We start from the raw sequence: 15,653 nt of genomic DNA, 5'->3' as shown, positions 1-15,653 counted from the left end.
GGCGGGGTCAGGCGCGGCCGCCGAAGAGGCTCGTGACCGAGCCGTCCTCGAAGACCTCCTTGACCGCAGCGCTGATGAGCGGCGCGATCGAGAGCGTCGTCAGGCCCGCGAACTCCTTCTCGGGCGCGATCGGCAGCGTGTTCGTCACGATGACCTCGCGGGCCGCGCACGCTTCGAGGCGCTCGACCGCCGGCTCCGAGAGGATCGCGTGCGTCGCGGCGATGACGACGTCCTTGGCGCCGTCCGCCATCAGCGCGTCGGCGGCCTTGGTGATGGTGCCGCCGGTGTCGATCATGTCGTCGACGAGGACGCAGACCCGGCCGCGCACGTCACCGACGACGCGGTTGGCGACGGTCTCGTTCGGCCGGTTGATGTCGCGGGTCTTGTGGATGAAGGCCAGCGGTGCGCCCCCGAGCCGCTTGGACCACTGCTCGGCGACCTTGATGCGGCCCGCGTCCGGCGAGACGACCGCGAGGTCCTCGTCGCCGTACTTGCGCGCCACGTACTCCGAGAGCACGGGGATGGCCATGAGGTGGTCGACGGGGCCGTCGAAGAAGCCCTGGATCTGGTCGGTGTGGAGGTCGACGCAGATGAGCCGGTCCGCGCCGGCCGTGCGGAACATGTCGGCGACGAGGCGCGCGCTGATCGGCTCACGGCCGCGGTGCTTCTTGTCCTGGCGGGCGTAGCCGTAGAACGGCATGACGACCGTGATGCGCTTGGCGCTGGCCCGCTTGAGCGCGTCCACCATGAGCAGGTGCTCCATGATGTTCTCGTTGATCGGGCTCGTGTGGCTCTGGATGACGAACGCGTCCGAGCCGCGCACCGACTCCTCGAAGCGCACGTAGATCTCGCCGTTCGCGAAGTCGTACGCACTCGTCGGCACGAGCTCGGTGCCGAGCTGCGCGGCGACCTCCTGCGCCAGTCCGGGGTTCGCCCGGCCCGAGAAGACCATGAGCTGCTTCTTCGGCCGCTTGCGGATGTTGGCCGAGGGGGGACGGTTGCTGCTGCTCACGAGGTGGGGCCCTCCGGGGTGGGGTCGGTGTCCGTGCTCTGCTCGGCGGCGCGGGCGCGCGCGGCGGCCTGCGCGGTGCGGGTGCCGGCGCGGGCGCGCTCGACCCACCCGTCGACGTTGCGCTGGCGCCCCCGCGCCACCGCGATCTGCCCCGGCGCGACGTCCCCGGTCAGCGCGCTGCCCGCCGCGACGTAGGCCCCGTCGGCGACGTGCACGGGGCTGACGACGACCGACTGCGAGCCGACGAAGCTGTGCGCCCCGATCGTCGTGTGGTGCTTGGCGACGCCGTCGTAGTTGGCGAAGATCGTGCCGGCGCCGATGTTCGCGCCCTCGCCGATCGTCACGTCGCCGGCGTAGGTGAGGTGCGGGACCTTGGCCCCCTCGCCGATGTCGGCGTTCTTCGTCTCGACGAAGCCGCCGATCTTGCCGCGCGCCCCGAGGCGCGTCCCGGGCCGCAGGTAGGAGTACGGGCCGACCGTGGCGCCGTCGCCGACGACGGCGAGGTTCGCGACGGCGCGCGTGACCTCGGCCCCCTCCCCCACCTCGGTGTCGGTGAGGGTGACCTCCGGGCCGATGACGGACCCGGCGCCGATGCTCGTCGCGCCGAGCAGCTGCGTGCCCGGCAGGATCGTCGCGTCCCGGCCGATCGTCACGTCGACGTCGACCCACGTGGTGGCCGGGTCGACGATCGTCACGCCGGCGCGCATGTGCCGCTCGCAGACCCGGCGGTTGAGGACCCGCCCGAGCTCGGCCAGCTGGACGCGGTCGTTGACGCCCTCGGTCTGCCACGGATCGTCGACGACGTGCGCGCTGACGACGCGGCCGGCCTCGTGGGCGATCTGCACGACGTCGGTCAGGTACTTCTCGCCCTGCGCGTTGTCGGTGCCGACCTGCGCGAGCGCCTCGCGCAGCAGCGCGGCGTCGAAGGCGTAGATGCCCGAGTTGATCTCGGTGAGGGCGCGCTCGGCCTCGCTGGCGTCCTTGTGCTCGACGATGCGCGCGACGTGTCCGTCGGCGTCGCGCACGATGCGGCCGTAGCCGGTCGGGTCCTCGAGGTGGGCCGTGATGACGGACACCGCGCTGCCCGAGGACGTGTGCGCCTCGGTGAGGGCGACGAGCGTCTCGCCGGTGAGCAGCGGCACGTCGCCGTAGGTGACGAGCACGGTGCCGTCGAGGTCGGCGGGCAGGACCTCGAGCCCGCACTCGACCGCGCGGCCGGTGCCCTTGACGTCGTCCTGGTCGGCGATGAGGAGCCCGGCGTCGAAGCCGGAGCAGAACTCGACGACCCGGTCGCGCTCGTGGCGCACGACGACCGACACGTGCTTGGCGGCGGTGGCCCGCGCCGCCCGCACGGCGTGCCCGAGGAGGGTCGTGCCGCCGATGCGGTGGAGGACCTTGGGGGTCGAGGACTTCATCCGCGTCCCCTCGCCTGCGGCGAGGACGATGACGGCGGCCGGTCGAGTCGCGTTCACGCGCTGTGCTCCAGGTGAGGTCGGTGCCACGGGCCGGGCGCCATGCTACCGCCGGGCGGGAGGCACCCCGCCCGCCAGGGTGACCCGGCCCGCCGGCCCCTCAGTCCCGGCCCCGGTCGCCCCGCGTGGTCCCGAGACCCGGCCGGCCGGCGCTCCCCGCCGCCCGGACCGCGGCCCAGCCGGCGCGCTCCAGCCCGGTCTGCGGCTCGCCCGAGATGCGCGGGGGCATGACGACCACCGGGCAGGGCGCGGCGTAGACGAGCCGGTGCGCGAACAGGGGTGCCGACGCGAGGGAGCGGGGCGCGTCGACGACGAGCAGGTCCGCCCCCTCGGCCGCGTCGAGGAGGGCCCTGCGCCGGTCGCCGCGCACGACGCGGACGTCGACGTCGTGGCCCTCGCCGAGCACCGAGCCGACGTCGGCGGCGAGGCGCGCCATCGCGTCGTGCTCGGTGTCGGTGACGCTCGCCACGCGGGAGGCGGTGGTCCCGGACGGGGTGGCCTGCGGGTTGGGGGTGCGCCACGCCCGCACGGCGACGACCCTCCCGCCCTGCGCGCGGGCCTGCTCGTGGGCCCAGCGCAGGGCGGTCGGCGAGCTCGACCGCGGGCTGACCCCGACGACGACGGTGTACACGTGCTCGGTCATCCCAGGCCCTCCGATCACACCGGCAGCTTGACGGTCTCGTTGCCCTGCTCGTCGTAGCTCGTGAGCGGCGGCGCGATCTCCTCGAGGCTCTTGTTCTCGGCGTCCACGCCCCACACGTGCGCGACGAGCGCGCCGACGAGCATGATCCCCGTCGCGATCATGTAGCCCCAGAACATCGGCGTGCGGTCCTTCCCGTCGCCGATGAGCCAGCCGTAGAAGACCGGCCCGATCGAGCCGAAGACCTGCGCGATGGCGAAGAAGTACGAGATCGCCTGGCCGCGGACCTCGAGCGGGAAGATCTCGGACACCGTGAGGTACCCCGCCGACGCCCCGGCCGAGGCGAAGAAGAAGGCCACGCACCAGAACGCGGTGTGCACGCCGGCCCCGATGGCGTCCTGCTGGAACAGCCACGCCGAGATCGCCAGCACGACACCCGCGAAGGCGTAGCAGCCGGTGATCATGCGCCGGCGCCCGATGGTGTCGAACAGGGGCCCGAGGAGCAGCGGCCCGAGGAGGTTGCCGATCGCGAAGGGGAAGAAGTAGAGCGCCGCCTGCGAGGGCGTCTTGTCGTAGAAGTTCTGCAGGACGAGCGCGTAGGTGAAGAAGATCGCGTTGTAGAGGAAGCTCTGCGTGATCATCAGCGTCGCGCCGAGCGCGGTGCGCGTCGGGTACATGTGGAAGAAGACGTAGCGCAGCTGCTTGAACGTCAGCCCCTCGCGCGCCTTGATCCACATCGCGTCGTCGTCCGAGTGGTGGGGCAGCTTCTTGCCCGCCGCGCGCACCTCGTCCTCGAGGTCGCCGACGACCTTCTCGGCCTGCTCCGTCCGGCCGTGCGTCACCATCCAGCGCGGGCTCTCGGGGATGTGCCGGCGCAGGTAGATGATGCCGAGGCCGAGCACCGGGCCGATGAAGAACGCGATGCGCCAGCCGACGTCCTGGCCGAAGCGCTCGGTGTCGAGGAGGATCGTCGAGGCGAACGCGCCGATGGCCGCGCCGGCCCAGTAGGTGCCGTTGATCGCGAGGTCGACCCGGCCGCGGAAGCGCCCCGGGATCAGCTCGTCGACCGCGGAGTTGACCGCCGAGTACTCGCCGCCGATGCCCATCCCGGAGATGAAGCGGAAGACGAGGAAGAGCGTCATGTTCGGCGCGAGGCCGGCGGCCGCCGCGGCGACGAGGTAGAGCGCGAGGGTCAGCGTGAAGAGCCGCTTGCGCCCCCAGGAGTCGGTGAGGCGACCGAAGAGGACGGCCCCGACCACCTGCCCCACGAGGTAGACCGTGCCGGCCAGCCCGACGTCGGCCGCCGACATGTCGAGCGTCTTCTCGAAACCGCCCGCGGCGACGATCTGGGCCTCGAGACCGTCGAGGATCCACGCCGTCCCGAGGCCGAAGATGACGAGCCAGTGGAACTTCACCCACGGCATGTCGTGCATCCGAGCCGGGATGAGGCTCTTGACCGGCTTCTCCTGCGTCTGCGTCGACTCCGTCGTCGTCACGTCACGTCCCTCCTGGTGCGTCCGGGCACTGCTGTCGACCCGGACGACGTCGTCCTCCCCACGGGAAGCCGGACGGCGAGGGAGCCGGGCGTCCTTGCAACGTAGACCCGGCGGGGGCCGCTGGTGGGGCTGTGGTGCACGCGGGATCTCGCTGCGCCTCAGGCGGTTTGCCGACACATGACGAATGTCATGGGTCGGCGGGCGCGGACATGACCGCGCCCCGACGAGCGGCGGTGCAGGGGGTGCCGTCTGGGTCGGGGCGCGGCGTCGCGGGGCCGGGCTGGGTCAGCGGCGGCGCGTCACCCGGACCGGCTCGCCGTCGGTGGGCGCGTCCGGCCGGCCGGACCGGAGCTTGTGGCGCACGTCCAGGGCGATGCCGAGGAAGAAGCCGCCGAGGACGGCGAGACGGACCGGGAAGGGGGCGTACGGTGCGGCCATCCCGAGGACGACCACCATCGACGTGAGCGCCACCCCGAGGTAGAGGATCGACCAGAAGGTCCAGCGCAGGGCGGTCGTGATCATCTCCAGGTTCATACCCTGCTCCTCCGGCCTCGGTGCTGTTAGCACGATCCTGCCCGGTTCGCGAGGGTTTCGGGAAGATCCGAGCCGAATGTTCGACGATTTCTGGCCGGACGGCCGACCCCGCCCTTCCCCCGGTGCTCTCCCCCGAACGTGTGTGAAGAACGTCGGCCTGCCGACGTTCTTCACACACGTTCGCGGTGAGCTCCCCGGGGAGCACGAAGCTCCGGACTCCGTCCGGTCTTCGCGCTCCCCGGGTAGGAATCGAACCTACGTCGCTTGTCCTGATTCAAAGTCAGGCGGGCCCTACCAGCAGACCAACCGGGGACCGCCGCCCGCAGGACGGCTGGGCCCGAGGGTAGTCCCTCGGCAGCCTCCCCTCGCACGCGCTCGGGTGCACCCACGGCCGGGGCGCGGCGCGGCGGGGACGGACGACGCGGCAGAATGGCGCGGGTGAGCGACGACACGGGGGCCAAGAAGTCTCGGACCGCACGCGCGCGGATGACCGGCCGTGAGCGGCGCGAGCAGCTCGTCGGCGTCGGCCGCAAGCACTTCGCGGACCGCGGCTTCGAGGGGGCGACCATCGAGGAGATCGCCGCCTCGGCCGGCGTCTCCAAGCCCGTCGTCTACGAGCACTTCGGCGGCAAGGAGGGCCTCTACGCCGTCGTCGTCGACCGGGAGATCGAGGCGCTCCTCGCCGGCGTCGCCTCCGCCCTCGACTCCGGTGGCACCTCGCGCCAGCTCATCGAGCGGGCCGCGCTCGCCCTGCTCGCCTACGTCGAGAACAACTCCGACGGCTTCCGGATCCTCGTGCGCGACAGCCCGACCGGCCAGGCCACGGGGTCCTTCGCGAGCCTGATGAGCGACATCTCGAGCCAGGTCGACCACATCCTCGCGGCGCAGTTCAAGAAGCACAAGCTCGACCCCAAGGCCGCTCCCATGTACGCGCAGATGCTCGTCGGGATGGTCGCGCTGACCGGTCAGTGGTGGCTCGACAACCGCAAGTTCAAGAAGCAGGAGGTGGCGGCGCACGTCGTCAACCTCGCGTGGAACGGGCTGACCGGCCTCGAGCCGAAGCCGTCCCTGACGCCCGAGACGCTGGCCCTGGACTGACGCCGGGACGTCCCTCAGTCGTCGCGGTGCGCGACGGCGAAGACGCGGCGGAACGGGAAGACCACACCGGCCGAGCTGCGGGGGTAGGCCTCGCGCAGGGCCGCCGCGTACGGCTCGAGGAACGCCGTCCGCTCCTCCTCGTCCTCGAGGAGGTCGAGCACGGGGCGCAGCCCGGTCGCGGTGACCCACGTGAGCACCGGGTTCTCGTCCTCGGCGTCCGGGTCGAGGAGGTGGACGTAGGTGGTCTCCCACGCGTCGACCGCGCAACCCAGCCGCGAGAGCATCCGCAGGTAGGTGGCCGGCTCCCCCGCCGCCGGCACGTCGAGAGCGGCCGTCAGCTCGCCGGCGCGCGGATGCCCTTCCGCGACGTCGCGCATCAGCCGGTGGCTCGGCGCGTCGAAGTTGCCCGGCACCTGGAGCGCGAACCATCCACTGGGCGCGAGGGCCTCGACCCAGGGGACGACGAGGTCGAGGTGCCGGGGCACCCATTGGAGCGTCGAGCTCGTGACGACGACGTCGGGCGCCTGGCCGAGGGAGGCGGGGTCCCAGTCGCGCAGGTCGCACTGGACCCACTCGACGCGGCCGTCGGTGTCGAGGTCGCGGGCCGCCTCGAGCATCGACTCGGCGGCATCGACCCCGACGACGCGCGCGTCCGGCCACAGCGCGGCGAGCGCGAGGGTCGCCGGCCCGTGGCCGCACCCGAGGTCGACGACGAGCGCGGGGTCCTGCGCCCCCACCTGGGCGACGAGGTCCGAGAGCGGCCGCGAGCGCTCGCGGGCGAAGCGCCCGTAGGCGGACGGGTCCCAGCTCGACGTGCTCATCGTGGCCTCCTCGACGCGGGCGACGGTCCGGCACGCCGGTTTCTCGACGTCAAGAAGTTTGACGAGGAGTAGCATCGCGCCATGGCCGCTGACGACGTCGACCGTATCGTCTCCGCCTGGCGGCGCGAGCGACCCGACCTCGACGTCACCCCGCTCGAGGTGCTCTCCCGCGTCTCGCGGCTCGCCCGCCGCCTCGACCTCGCCCGCGGCCGCGCCTTCGCCGGCACCGGCCTCGAGGGCTGGGAGTTCGACGTGCTGTCGGCGCTGCGCCGCCGCGGCGAGCCCTACGAGCTGAGCCCGGGCCAGCTCGTCGCCGAGACCCTCGTGACGAGCGGCACGATGACCAACCGGGTCGACCGGTTGCTGGCCCGCGGCTACGTCGAGCGGCGCCCCGACCCGGGCGACCGCCGCGGCGTCATCGTCCGCCTCACCCCCGAGGGCACGGCCGTCGTCGACGCCGCGCTCGACCGGCTGCTCGCGAGCGAGCGCGAGCTGCTCGCGGAGCTCGGTCCCGACGAACGCGACGGCCTCGCCGCCCTGTTGCGCCGCCTCCTGCGCCCCTTCGAGACCGAGCGCTGAGCCGGGGCCCGAGAGGCGTCAGCCGACGACGTCGGCGGCCTCGAGCCACTCCAGCTCGAGGACCTCGCGCTCGTCGACGACCTCGCGCAGCTCGCGGTTGAGCTCGAGGACGCGCCCGTGGTCGGTCGCGGCCTCGGCCATCGCCGCGTGCAGCCGCTCCTCCCGCGTCGCGAGCCGCTGGAGCTGCTTCTCGACCCGCGCCATCACCTTGCGCGCCTCGCGCACCTCGGCCGGGTTCGGGCCGGGGGCGGGAGCCGCCACCGGAGCGGGCGCCGCACCACCGGGCACCTCGCGCACGCCGCCACCGCTCTCGACGAGGGCGTGCCGCAGCCGCAGGTACTCCTCGACACCCCCGGGCAGGTCGCGCAGGACACCGTCGCCGAGCAGCGCCAGCTGCCGGTCGCAGACCCGCTCGAGCAGGTACCGGTCGTGCGAGACGACGACGAGGGTGCCGGCCCACCCGTCGAGCAGGTCCTCGAGCGAGGTGAGCGTGTCGATGTCGAGGTCGTTCGTCGGTTCGTCGAGGAGGAGGACGTTCGGCTCGTCCATGAGCAGGCGGGTCAGCTGCAGGCGACGGCGCTCACCGCCGCTGAGGTCGCCGACGCGGGTCTGCTGCTTGGGCCCGGTGAAGCCGAGGCGCTGCGCGAGCTGCGAGGCCGTCAGCTCCTTGGGGCCGAGGCGCACGACGGCGCGGACGTCCTCGACCGCCTCGATGACGCGGCGGTCCGCCCACGCGTCGAGCTCGCGGACCTCCTGCGTGAGGTGCGCCAGCCGCACGGTGACCCCGACCTTGCGCTTGCCCGCCGCGAGCTCCGCCTCGCCCGCGAGGGCACGCAGGAGCGTCGACTTCCCGGCGCCGTTGACCCCGACGAGGCCGACGCGGTCGCCCGGCCCGAGCCGCCACGTGAAGCGGTCGAGGAGGACGCGGTCGCCGACGGCGAGGCGCGCGTCGAGCAGGTCGACGACGTCCTTGCCGAGGCGCGTCGTCGCGAAGCGCATCAACTCGACGTCGTCGCGCGCCGGCGGCTCGTCGGCGATGAGCGCGTTGGCGGCGTCGATGCGGAACTTCGGCTTGCTCGTGCGCGCGGGCGGGCCCCGGCGCAGCCACGCGAGCTCCTTGCGCAGGAGGTTGTCGCGGCGGTCGGCGAGGACGCCGGCCATCCGCTCGCGCTCGGCCCGGGCGAGCACGTACGCGGCGTACCCGCCCTCGTACTGGTGCACGGCGCCGTCCTGCACCTCCCACGTCCGGGTCGCGACCGCGTCGAGGAACCAGCGGTCGTGGGTGATGACGACGAGGCCGCGCGAGGGCCCCGCGAAGCGCTCGACCAGGTGCTCGGCCAGCCAGGCGACGCCCTCGACGTCGAGGTGGTTGGTCGGCTCGTCGAGGAGCAGCAGGTCCGGCGCGGCGACGAGGAGCGCCGCGAGCGCGATCCGGCGCCGCTCGCCGCCGGAGAGCGGGGCCACCGGGCCGTCGAGGCCCCCGACGAGGGGTGCGTCGAGGCCGCCGAGCAGCCCGACGAGGACGTCGCGGACCCGGGCGTCGGCGGCCCACTCGTGCTCGGCCATCCCCCCGAGCACCGACTGACGGACGGTCGAGGCGGGGTCGAGGGTGTCGGCCTGGGTGAGGACACCGGTCCGCAGCCCGCCGACCCGCGCGACGCGGCCGTCGTCGGGCTCGCGGTCGCCCGAGAGGACGCGCAGGAGGGTCGTCTTGCCACCGCCGTTGCGGCCGACGACGCCGATCCGGTCGCCACCGGCGACGCCGAGGGAGAGGGCGTCGAGCACCTGGGTCGTGCCGAGGGCCAGGGAGGCGCGCTCGACGGAGACGAGGCTGGCCACTAGTCGACCCGGTGGTGGAGGACCTGGGCGCCGTGCACCGGGCCGGTGGCCCGCCGCACGTCGCGGACGACACCGCTGGCCGTGAGCGCCACAGCGAGGTCGATGCCGGCCTCGGAGCCGTCGACGAGGAACGCGATGGTCGGGCCCGAGCCCGAGACGATGCCGCCGAGCGCTCCGTACTCCATCCCCGCCGACAGCACCTCGGCGAGGTCGGGGCGCAGGCTGAGGGCGGCGTCCTGGAGGTCGTTGGTCAGCTGGGGCGCGAGCTCGTGGGGGTCACCGGTGCGCAGCGCGGCCATGAGCGCGGGCGTCGCGACCGGGGCCGGGACGTCCGCCCCGGCGCGCAGGCGGTCGCACTCGGCATAGACGGCGGGGGTGGAGAGCCCGCCGTCGGCGAGCGCGAGGACCCAGTGGTAGGTGCCGCGGGCCAGCACCGGCGCGAGCAGCTCGCCCCGGCCGCTGCCCATCGCGGTGCCGCCGGCGACGAGGAACGGGACGTCGCTGCCGAGCTGCGCGGCGACGGACTCGAGCTCGTCGCGCTCCAGGTCGAGCTCCCACAGCTGGTCGAGGGCGACGAGCGTCGCGGCGGCGTCGGCGGACCCACCGGCCATCCCGCCGGCGACGGGGATGCCCTTGCGGATGCTCACGTGCACCGGGTCGGCGTCGCAGCGGCGGGCGAGGAAGCGCGCGGCGCGCAGCGCGAGGTTGTCGCCGTCGGTCGGTACGCCGTCGGCGAGCGCGCCGGAGACCGACACGCCCCACGCGTCGGCCGGCGCGACGGTGACCTCGTCGTAGAGGCTGACGGCCTGGTAGACGGTGGAGAGGTCGTGGTAGCCGTCGTCGCGGACGGGCCCGACGAGGAGCTCGAGGTTGACCTTGGCCGGGACGCGCACGGTGACGGCGCCGGGCGCGGTGGGGGCCGAGGTCATGGCTTCACCCTAGTCAGAGCCGGGGCCCGCGCCGCGCGCAGTGCGCGGCAGCGGTTCAGCCCTCGACGGCGCGCGGGGCGGTGCGGGCGGCCGCGATCCGCGCGAAGGCCGCGACGTCGAGCTGCTCGCCGCGGGTGCGCGGGTCGACGCCCGCGGCCACGAGGGCCTGCTCGGCGGCGGCGGGCGACCCCGCCCAGCCGGCGAGCGCGGCGCGCAGGGTCTTGCGGCGCTGGGCGAAGGCGGCGTCGACGACCGCGAAGACCTCGGCGCGCGAGGCCGTCGTCGACGGGGCCTCCCGGCGGGTGAACGCGACGAGCCCGCTGTCGACGTTGGGCACGGGCCAGAAGACGCTGCGCGGCACCTGCCCCGCGAGGCGGACGTCGGCGTACCAGGCCGCCTTGACGCTCGGCACGCCGTAGGTGCGGGAGCCGGGCGGGGCGGCGAGCCGCTCGGCGACCTCGAGCTGCACCATGACGAGCACGGTGCGCAGCGAGGGGAACAGCTCGAGCATCCGCAGCACGACGGGCACGGAGACGTTGTAGGGCAGGTTCGCGACGAGCGCCGTCGGCGCCGGCCCGGGCAGGTCCGTGACGGCCAGGGCGTCGGCGGGGACCACCTCGAGCCGGTCCCCGAGGCCGGGCGCCCGCGCCGCGACGGTGGCGGGCAGGGCACCGGCCAGTGTCGGGTCGACCTCGACGGCGACGACCCGGCGCACGACGGGGAGCAGAGCGAGCGTCAGGCTGCCGAGCCCGGGACCGACCTCGACGACCACGTCGTCGGGGCCGACCCCCGAGACCCGGACGATGCGCCGCACGGTGTTGCCGTCGACGACGAAGTTCTGCCCCCACTGCTTCGTCGGCCGGATGCCCAGGCGGGCGGCGACCTCCCGGACGTCCGCGGCCCCGAGGAGGGCTGCGTCGGGGGCGTTCTCGGGCTCGCTCACGCGGGTCACCCTAGCCACGGCGGGGGCCACCGTCCCCCGCGGTCCCCTGACGCACGAGGACCCCGGGTCGTCCGACCCGGGGTCCTCGTGCGGTGGTGGCGCCGTCCGGCGTCCCACCCGGCGCGTCAGGCCGCGTGCGCGCAGCCCCAGGGCGAGAGCCCGGCCTTGGCGTAGTAGCGGTTCGCGACGGTGATCTGCTCGGCGCGGCTCGCGAGGTCGGGGCGCGACGCGAAGTCGTCACCGCCGTTGGCCAGCCACGAGGGGATGTCGAACTGCAGACCGCCGTAGTAGCCGTTGCCGGTGTTGATCGACCAGTTGCCGCTCGACTCGCACTGGGCGATCCGGTCCCACATCGCCGCGTTCGCGAGGTTGAGACCGGCACCGGAGGTGTTGCCCGCGCTCGGCGGGGTCGAGGTGGACGGCGCCGGGACCGCGGCCTTCTTCGTCCCGACCTTGACGACCGCGTCGACCGGCTGCTTCGTGACGACGGTCTTGACGACCTTCGACGAGCTGAGCTTCCCGTTGACCCAGCGCAGCTCGCGGGTCACCTTCTTCGTGCCGGGCTTGCCCGTGGTGACGGTCTTCGTCGTGCCCTCGGCCATCGAGGAGTCGGTGCGTCGCGTCGTGCCGAAGGAGACGGACTCCGTCCTGGTCTGGGTCTTGGTGCCGATCCGCGTCAGCGTGATCGTCATGCCCTCGCGGACCGCCGTGGACAGTCCGGGCTTGACGGTGTCGTCGGCGTCGTGCTCGATCCCGAGCTGGCCGAACACCGCACCGACCTGGGGAGCCGTCGTCGTCACCGAGCGGCGCTTGCCGCCGTCGAGGACGGTCACGTCCTTGGGCGTCGTCACCGACAGGGCGAGGCCCTCGCGGCCGAGGGTCTGCGAGCGGGACGCGGTGAGGACCGCGCCGTCGGCGCGCACGCCCACGTCGCGCAGCGCGGCGTCGACGGTCGTCGCCGTCGTCCAGTACTCGCGACGCTGGCCGTCGACGGTCACGACGAGCTTGCGTCCGTAGCGGACCGAGATGTGGTCGCCGTCGGAGATCGCGGCGTCGAGCGACGGCACGACGACGTCGTGCTCACCGACCGAGATGTCGCTCTTGTCGAGGGCGTCGCGGACGGTGCCCCCGAAGACGTGGACCGACCGGGGGGACCCGTCGACCGTCAGCGCGACGGCCTTGTCGAGGTGGGCGACCCCGACCGAGCCGGCGACGACGGCGAGGGCGGCCGCGCCCTGGGTGGCATGGCGGATGGTGCGAGAGAGCAAGAGGACTCCAGGGTTGAACGTCCCGGGCACCGGCGCCGGACGTCGACCCGCAGGGGTCCCGACCTGCGGGGCCGGGTGTGCCCTGCCGGGCCCGGCAGCACTGCCGGATCCTGGCCTGACACACGACGTCCGGGGCGTTCCGACCCCGGCCATCTCCCCCCACCGTGACCGACGGCCCACGGAAAGGTCAAGTTTCGGTAACGGGCATCTCTCAGGAAGACCCGTTCGGGGGACCCTGAACCGCCACACCAGTCACAGGAGTCACACCGGCCACTGTGGGATCCGTCACCCCGCCGGTGGGCGTCACCAGGGGCCGTACAGCCGCTCGGCGTTCTCCGAGAGGGCCGTGCAGAGCGTCGGCACGGCCACCCCGAGCACCGAGGCCATGACCCGCACGGTGAGGGGCACGAGCATCGGGCTGTTGCTCGCCCCCCGCCACGGGTGGGGTGTCAGGTACGGGGCGTCGGTCTCGACGAGCAGCAGCTCGAGCGGGGTGACGGCGAGCGCGTCGCGCAGCTCCTTGGCGCTCTTGAAGGTCACCGTGCCGCTGAAGGAGAGGTGGTAGCCCCGGCTCACGCACTCGCGGGCCGTCTCGACCCCGCCGGAGAAGCAGTGCATCACCGTCCGGTCGGGCGCGCCGGCGTCGGCGAGGACCCGCAGCACGTCGTCGTGCGCGTCGCGGTCGTGGATCTGCAGGGCGAGTCCGGTGCGCTTGGCGATCTCGACGTGCGCCCGGAACGACTCCTCCTGGAGCCCGTGGCCGTCGGGGCCGGTGCGGAAGAAGTCCAGGCCGGTCTCGCCGACGACCCGCACCCGGGGGTGGGCGGCGAGCTCCTCGACCCGCGCGAGATGGGCCTCGAGCTCACCGCGGGCCGCCAGCCCGGGGACCTCGTTCGGGTGCAGCGCCACCCCGGCGACGACGGCCGGGTGGGCCTCGGCGGCCGCGACCGCGAACTCGTTGCCGACCGGGTCGCAGCCGACCTGGACGACCCGGTCCACCCCGACGCGAGCGGCCGCCCGCAGCGCCGGCCCGATGTCGTCGACCCCGATCGCCTCGCCGTCGCGGCTGATGTCGAGGTGGGTGTGGTTGTCCACCACCGGGATCGGCAGGGGGTCCGGCGCCTCGGGCTCGCCCCGCCGGCTCGGCTGCGAGGTCATCCGGGTCAGCCGCCGGCGCGGGCGAGCTCGTCGTCGACGACGGACTCGTCGAGCTTGGTGAACACCGGCGCCGGCTTGCTGATCGGCGTGCCGACGACGACCGGGCGCGACTCCCAGCGGGGGAAGCCCGAGTACTCGCCGGTGATGACCGGCCACGAGCGCCCCTCGTCGTCCGGGTCGAGGCCGGTGACCGTCTCGAGCCGCGGCATCGGTACGAGGTCGCCGTCGCCGCCGAGGACGGCGTGGATGCGGTTGGCCGCGTGCGGGAGGAACGGCGAGAGGATCGTGTTGAGGTCGGCGACGCACTGGACGAGCGTGTGCAGGACGGTGGCCAGCCGCTCGCGCTGGTCCTCGCCCTTGAGCTTGAAGGGCTCGGTGCGCGACACGTAGGCGTTGACCTCGCCGACGACGCGCATGGCCTCGGCCATGGCCGCCTTCTGCCGGTGCCGCTCGAGCAGCCCTCCGACGGAGTCGAACCCGGCGAGCACGGCCGCGCGGACCTCCTCGTCGACCTGCTCGAGCGGGCCCGGCTGCGGCACCTCGCCGAAGTTCTTCGCGACCATGGCCGCCGTGCGCGAGACGAGGTTGCCCCAGCCGGCGACGAGCTCGGAGTTGTTGCGCTGGACGAAGTCCCGCCAGGTGAAGTTGGAGTCCTGGCTCTCCGGCCCGGCCGCGCAGATGAAGTAGCGGATGCCGTCGGGGCCGTAGCGGTCGAGGACGTCGCGGACGAGGATCGTGTAGCCGCGCGAGGTGGAGAACTGCTTGCCCTCCATCGTCAGGTACTCGCTCGAGACGACCTCGGTCGGCAGGTTGAGCTCGCCGAACGTCCCGGGCTCGCCTCCGCGGGAGCCCTTCCCGGCGTAGCCGAGGAGCTCGGCCGGCCAGATCTGGGAGTGGAAGGTGATGTTGTCCTTGCCCATGAAGTAGTACGTCAGGGCCTCGGGGTCGTTCCACCACTCGCGCCAGCGCTCGGGCTGGCCGAGGCGGCGCGCCCACTCGATCGACGCCGACAGGTACCCGATGACGGCGTCGAACCACACGTAGAGACGCTTGGCGGGGTTGTCGACCCAGCCGTCGAGCGGCACCGGGATGCCCCAGTCGATGTCGCGCGTCATCGCCCGCGGCTTGATGTCGTCGAGGATGTTGAGGCTGAACTTGATGACGTTCGGCCGCCACGTGCCGGACGCGTCGCGCCCCTCGAGCCACTCGCGCAGCGCGTCCGCGAGCGCCGGCAGGTCGAGGAAGAAGTGCTGCGTCTCGACGAACTCCGGCGTCTCGCCGTTGATCTTGCTCCGCGGGTTGATGAGGTCCTCGGGCTCGAGCTGGTTGCCGCAGTTGTCGCACTGGTCCCCGCGGGCGTCGGGGTAGTGGCAGATGGGGCACTCGCCCTCGATGAAGCGGTCGGGCAGCGTGCGACCGGTCGACGGCGAGATCGCGCCCTGCTGGGTGCGCTCGACCATGTAGCCGTTGAGCCAGTTCTGCCGGAACAGCTCCTGCGCGACGGCGTAGTGGTTCGCCGTCGTCGTGCGCGTGTAGAGGTCATAGGTGCAGCCGAGGTCGGCGAGCTCACCGGCGATGATCGCGTGGTTGCGGTCGACGAACTCGCGCGGCGTGACCCCGGCCTGGTCGGCGAGGACGAGGATCGGCGTCCCGTGCTCGTCGGAGCCGCTGACCATGAGCACGTCGTGGCCGGCCATCCGCATGTACCGGCTGAAGACGTCGGAGGGCACGCCGAACCCGGCGACGTGGCCGAGGTGGCGCGGCCCGTTGGCGTACGGCCAGGCGACGGCGGAGAGGACCTTCATGCCCCGAATCCTAGGCGTCGGCGCCGCGGGGTCCGCGCCGACCACCGCGCGAGCGGGGC

The 15,653-nt window shown here is 73.4% G+C and carries 14 protein-coding genes and 1 tRNA gene; 2 read left to right on the top strand and 13 right to left on the bottom strand.

From position 1 onward, the window contains the following. Nucleotides 1-7: 7 nt before the first annotated feature. The 6 genes from KMZ30_RS06085 to KMZ30_RS06060 all read right to left on the bottom strand — a co-directional run bounded on the left by KMZ30_RS06085 (nt 8) and on the right by KMZ30_RS06060 (nt 5,467). A complete protein-coding gene (locus tag KMZ30_RS06085) occupies nt 8-1,012 on the bottom strand; it encodes a ribose-phosphate diphosphokinase (RefSeq protein ID WP_308279672.1) in 1,005 nt (334 codons plus the stop codon). Further along, on the bottom strand, nt 1,009-2,484 hold the full coding sequence (glmU, locus tag KMZ30_RS06080; protein WP_215512437.1) for a bifunctional UDP-N-acetylglucosamine diphosphorylase/glucosamine-1-phosphate N-acetyltransferase GlmU: 1,476 nt from the start codon (nt 2,482-2,484) through the stop codon (nt 1,009-1,011). The genes KMZ30_RS06085 and glmU overlap by 4 nt, the downstream gene beginning before the upstream one ends. Before the next feature lie 100 nt (nt 2,485-2,584). Continuing rightward, nucleotides 2,585-3,127 (bottom strand): universal stress protein, encoded by a 543-nt coding sequence (locus KMZ30_RS06075; RefSeq protein ID WP_215512436.1) that lies wholly within the window; start codon nt 3,125-3,127, stop codon nt 2,585-2,587. 14 nt (nt 3,128-3,141) lie between these two features. Beyond that, complete coding sequence (locus KMZ30_RS06070; RefSeq protein WP_308279671.1) at nt 3,142-4,620, bottom strand: MFS transporter; 1,479 nt, start codon at nt 4,618-4,620, stop codon at nt 3,142-3,144. A gap of 285 nt (nt 4,621-4,905) precedes the next feature. Continuing rightward, nucleotides 4,906-5,154 (bottom strand): hypothetical protein, encoded by a 249-nt coding sequence (locus KMZ30_RS06065; protein WP_215512435.1) that lies wholly within the window; start codon nt 5,152-5,154, stop codon nt 4,906-4,908. A 234-nt stretch (nt 5,155-5,388) separates the two neighbouring features. Then, nucleotides 5,389-5,467, bottom strand: a tRNA-Gln gene (locus tag KMZ30_RS06060). A gap of 173 nt (nt 5,468-5,640) precedes the next feature. Here KMZ30_RS06060 and KMZ30_RS06055 point away from each other — a divergent pair. Further along, nucleotides 5,641-6,252: a TetR/AcrR family transcriptional regulator gene (locus KMZ30_RS06055; RefSeq protein WP_215512576.1), complete on the top strand. Its 612-nt coding sequence runs from the start codon at nt 5,641-5,643 to the stop codon at nt 6,250-6,252. Between the two features lie 14 nt (nt 6,253-6,266). Here the strand turns inward: KMZ30_RS06055 and KMZ30_RS06050 are convergent, their stop codons facing one another. Next, complete coding sequence (locus KMZ30_RS06050; RefSeq protein ID WP_215512434.1) at nt 6,267-7,073, bottom strand: methyltransferase domain-containing protein; 807 nt, start codon at nt 7,071-7,073, stop codon at nt 6,267-6,269. Between the two features lie 81 nt (nt 7,074-7,154). Here KMZ30_RS06050 and KMZ30_RS06045 point away from each other — a divergent pair, with 81 nt between their 5' ends. Next, the gene (locus KMZ30_RS06045; protein ID WP_207024950.1) at nt 7,155-7,652 is read left to right on the top strand and encodes a MarR family winged helix-turn-helix transcriptional regulator; all 498 of its coding nucleotides are present in this window, start codon (nt 7,155-7,157) and stop codon (nt 7,650-7,652) included. Nucleotides 7,653-7,670: 18 nt separating this feature from the next. Here KMZ30_RS06045 and KMZ30_RS06040 read toward each other — a convergent pair whose 3' ends face one another. The 6 genes from KMZ30_RS06040 to metG all read right to left on the bottom strand — a co-directional run bounded on the left by KMZ30_RS06040 (nt 7,671) and on the right by metG (nt 15,594). After that, nucleotides 7,671-9,491, bottom strand: coding sequence for an ABC-F family ATP-binding cassette domain-containing protein (locus KMZ30_RS06040; protein WP_215512433.1), 1,821 nt, complete (start codon nt 9,489-9,491; stop codon nt 7,671-7,673). Next, on the bottom strand, nt 9,491-10,420 hold the full coding sequence (locus tag KMZ30_RS06035; protein ID WP_215512432.1) for a 4-(cytidine 5'-diphospho)-2-C-methyl-D-erythritol kinase: 930 nt from the start codon (nt 10,418-10,420) through the stop codon (nt 9,491-9,493). Before KMZ30_RS06035 ends, KMZ30_RS06040 begins: the two co-directional genes overlap by 1 nt. A 55-nt stretch (nt 10,421-10,475) precedes the next feature. Continuing rightward, a complete protein-coding gene (rsmA, locus tag KMZ30_RS06030) occupies nt 10,476-11,363 on the bottom strand; it encodes a 16S rRNA (adenine(1518)-N(6)/adenine(1519)-N(6))-dimethyltransferase RsmA (protein WP_308279670.1) in 888 nt (295 codons plus the stop codon). A gap of 125 nt (nt 11,364-11,488) precedes the next feature. Next, on the bottom strand, nt 11,489-12,631 hold the full coding sequence (locus KMZ30_RS06025) for a resuscitation-promoting factor (protein WP_308279669.1): 1,143 nt from the start codon (nt 12,629-12,631) through the stop codon (nt 11,489-11,491). Between the two features lie 303 nt (nt 12,632-12,934). Then, the gene (locus tag KMZ30_RS06020; RefSeq protein WP_215512429.1) at nt 12,935-13,789 is read right to left on the bottom strand and encodes a TatD family hydrolase; all 855 of its coding nucleotides are present in this window, start codon (nt 13,787-13,789) and stop codon (nt 12,935-12,937) included. Nucleotides 13,790-13,794: 5 nt separating this feature from the next. Beyond that, entirely contained in the window at nt 13,795-15,594 is a 1,800-nt protein-coding gene (gene metG / locus KMZ30_RS06015; protein ID WP_215512428.1) for a methionine--tRNA ligase, read from the bottom strand. Nucleotides 15,595-15,653 lie beyond the last annotated feature (59 nt).

This window comes from Phycicoccus mangrovi (assembly GCF_018729305.1).
GTDB classification, from domain to species: domain Bacteria; phylum Actinomycetota; class Actinomycetes; order Actinomycetales; family Dermatophilaceae; genus Phycicoccus; species Phycicoccus jejuensis.
Note: the sequence above shows the minus strand (reverse complement) of the source record. Positions and strands in the feature narration are given on the sequence as shown.

Bases quoted from the DNA above. Each gene is read 5' to 3' on its own strand.
- KMZ30_RS06075 (WP_215512436.1), bottom strand. From the start codon at position 3,127: ATGACCGAGCACGTGTACACCGTCGTCGTCGGGGTCAGCCCGCGGTCG.
- KMZ30_RS06065 (WP_215512435.1), bottom strand. From the start codon at position 5,154: ATGAACCTGGAGATGATCACGACCGCCCTGCGCTGGACCTTCTGGTCG.
- KMZ30_RS06055 (WP_215512576.1), top strand. From the start codon at position 5,641: ATGACCGGCCGTGAGCGGCGCGAGCAGCTCGTCGGCGTCGGCCGCAAG.
- KMZ30_RS06050 (WP_215512434.1), bottom strand. From the start codon at position 7,073: ATGAGCACGTCGAGCTGGGACCCGTCCGCCTACGGGCGCTTCGCCCGC.
- KMZ30_RS06045 (WP_207024950.1), top strand. From the start codon at position 7,155: ATGGCCGCTGACGACGTCGACCGTATCGTCTCCGCCTGGCGGCGCGAG.
- KMZ30_RS06035 (WP_215512432.1), bottom strand. From the start codon at position 10,420: ATGACCTCGGCCCCCACCGCGCCCGGCGCCGTCACCGTGCGCGTCCCG.
- KMZ30_RS06020 (WP_215512429.1), bottom strand. From the start codon at position 13,789: ATGACCTCGCAGCCGAGCCGGCGGGGCGAGCCCGAGGCGCCGGACCCC.
- metG (WP_215512428.1), bottom strand. From the start codon at position 15,594: ATGAAGGTCCTCTCCGCCGTCGCCTGGCCGTACGCCAACGGGCCGCGC.